The organism is Nostoc sp. (assembly GCF_036919595.1).
Classification (GTDB): domain Bacteria; phylum Cyanobacteriota; class Cyanobacteriia; order Cyanobacteriales; family Nostocaceae; genus Nostoc.
Genome location: NZ_JBALCO010000206.1, coordinates 1 through 1,621, shown reverse-complemented (window position 1 = coordinate 1,621; position 1,621 = coordinate 1). Strand labels below are relative to the sequence as shown.

Genomic DNA, 1,621 nt, shown 5'->3' with positions numbered 1-1,621 from the left:
CGTGAGCATCTGTGTGCTAGCACTCCTTATAGTCAAATAGCTACAACGCTTATTGTTGGCTGGTGCGCCGCAGGCGCACCCCCTGAACGGTTACACCTAAAGAGCCAAACTCTCACCTGAATCATATTTCTTTTGCTTGGCCTAAGTCGGTACTGAAAGATGCTCAGGGTGATTGTGTGGGCTTTTTGATGCCGGAAATTAAGGAGGGAAAAGAACTTATTGATGTATACAACCCTAAGAAAAGAAAGGATTTAAAACTTGACGTTGATTGGCGTTTTCTCCACACAACAGCGTTGAATATCGCCTCAATTATTGAAGCAATTCACATTTCTGGCTATGTTTTAGGTGACATCAAGCCGCAAAATATTCTTGTAAACGATCGCGCCTTACCTTCGATTATTGATACTGATTCTTTTCAGGTTCGGAATCCGAAAAATAATAAGGTTTATCGTTGTTCAGTTGGTTCAGATGGCTTTACACCACCGGAACTGATTGGCAAAGATTTTGATAGCATTGATCAAACGGAAGTACACGATCGCTTCCGGTTAGCAGTGATTATCTATCAGTTGTTGTTTGGTGGTGAAAGTCCTTTTGCGGGAAAGTGGACAGGTACGGGGGAAACTCCAAAAATTAATGAACTTATCCGTCAGGGTTTATGGTTGTATGCACCAAACAGTTTGATTCAATCTGTAGAAAGGATAATTCCTCTTGAGATTGTTCACCCAGAGGTTCAGCGATGTTTTCTCAGATGCTTTAACGATGGTTATAAAAATTCTAACTTGCGCCCACCTGCTGGGGATTGGGTAAAGGCGCTCAGGCTTGCTGTTAATGAGTTAACTATCTGTGGAAAGGTAGACAGCCACTACTACAGCCGAACTTATGGTAAGTGTTATTGGTGCGATCGCTCTACAAAACTTGGTGTTGATATTTTTCCTGGTATTGTTAAAGCAAAAGCATCTGCTGTTGTGGAATCAACACCACAACCGCGAGTCATTAATCATCACGTAATAGGAAACCTACTGCAAACCCTCACTGGTCATTCTAACTGTATTCGTTCTGTAGCCTTCAGTCCCGATGGTCAAACCTTGGCTAGTGGCAGTAGTGACAACACTATCAAACTGTGGGATGTAAGGAGGGGAAACCTACTGCAAACCCTCACTGGTCATTCTGGCTGGGTTCGTTCTCTAGCCTTCAGTCCTGATGGACAAACCTTGGCTAGTGGGAGTGATGATGACACTATCAAACTGTGGGATGTAAGGAGGGGAAACCTACTACAAACCCTCCGTGGTCATTCTTACTCAGTTTATTCTGTAGCCTTCAGTCCCGATGGACAAACGTTGGCTAGTGGGAGTGATGAGAACACTATCAAACTTTGGGATGTGAAGAGGGGAAACTTGCTGCAAACCCTCTCTGGTAATTATAGCCTAGTTCTTTCTGTCGCCTTTAGTCCCGATGGTCAAACCTTAGCCAGTGGCAGTGGGGATAAGACTATCAAACTGTGGGATGTGAGGAGGGGAAACCTACTACAAACCCTCACTGGTCATTCTTACTCGGTTCATTCTGTAGCCTTCAGTCCCGATGGTCGAACCTTGGCTAGTGGGAGTAGAGACGGCACTATCAA

1 protein-coding gene is annotated in these 1,621 nt (G+C 44.4%); it reads left to right on the top strand.

Features of this window, described 5'->3' with window-relative positions; all coding sequences use genetic code 11:
• Window positions 1-188: 188 nt before the first annotated feature.
• Window positions 189-1,621 (top strand): protein kinase domain-containing protein (locus V7K21_RS30510; protein ID WP_442948950.1); only part of this gene is annotated, 1,433 nt, incomplete at its 3' end.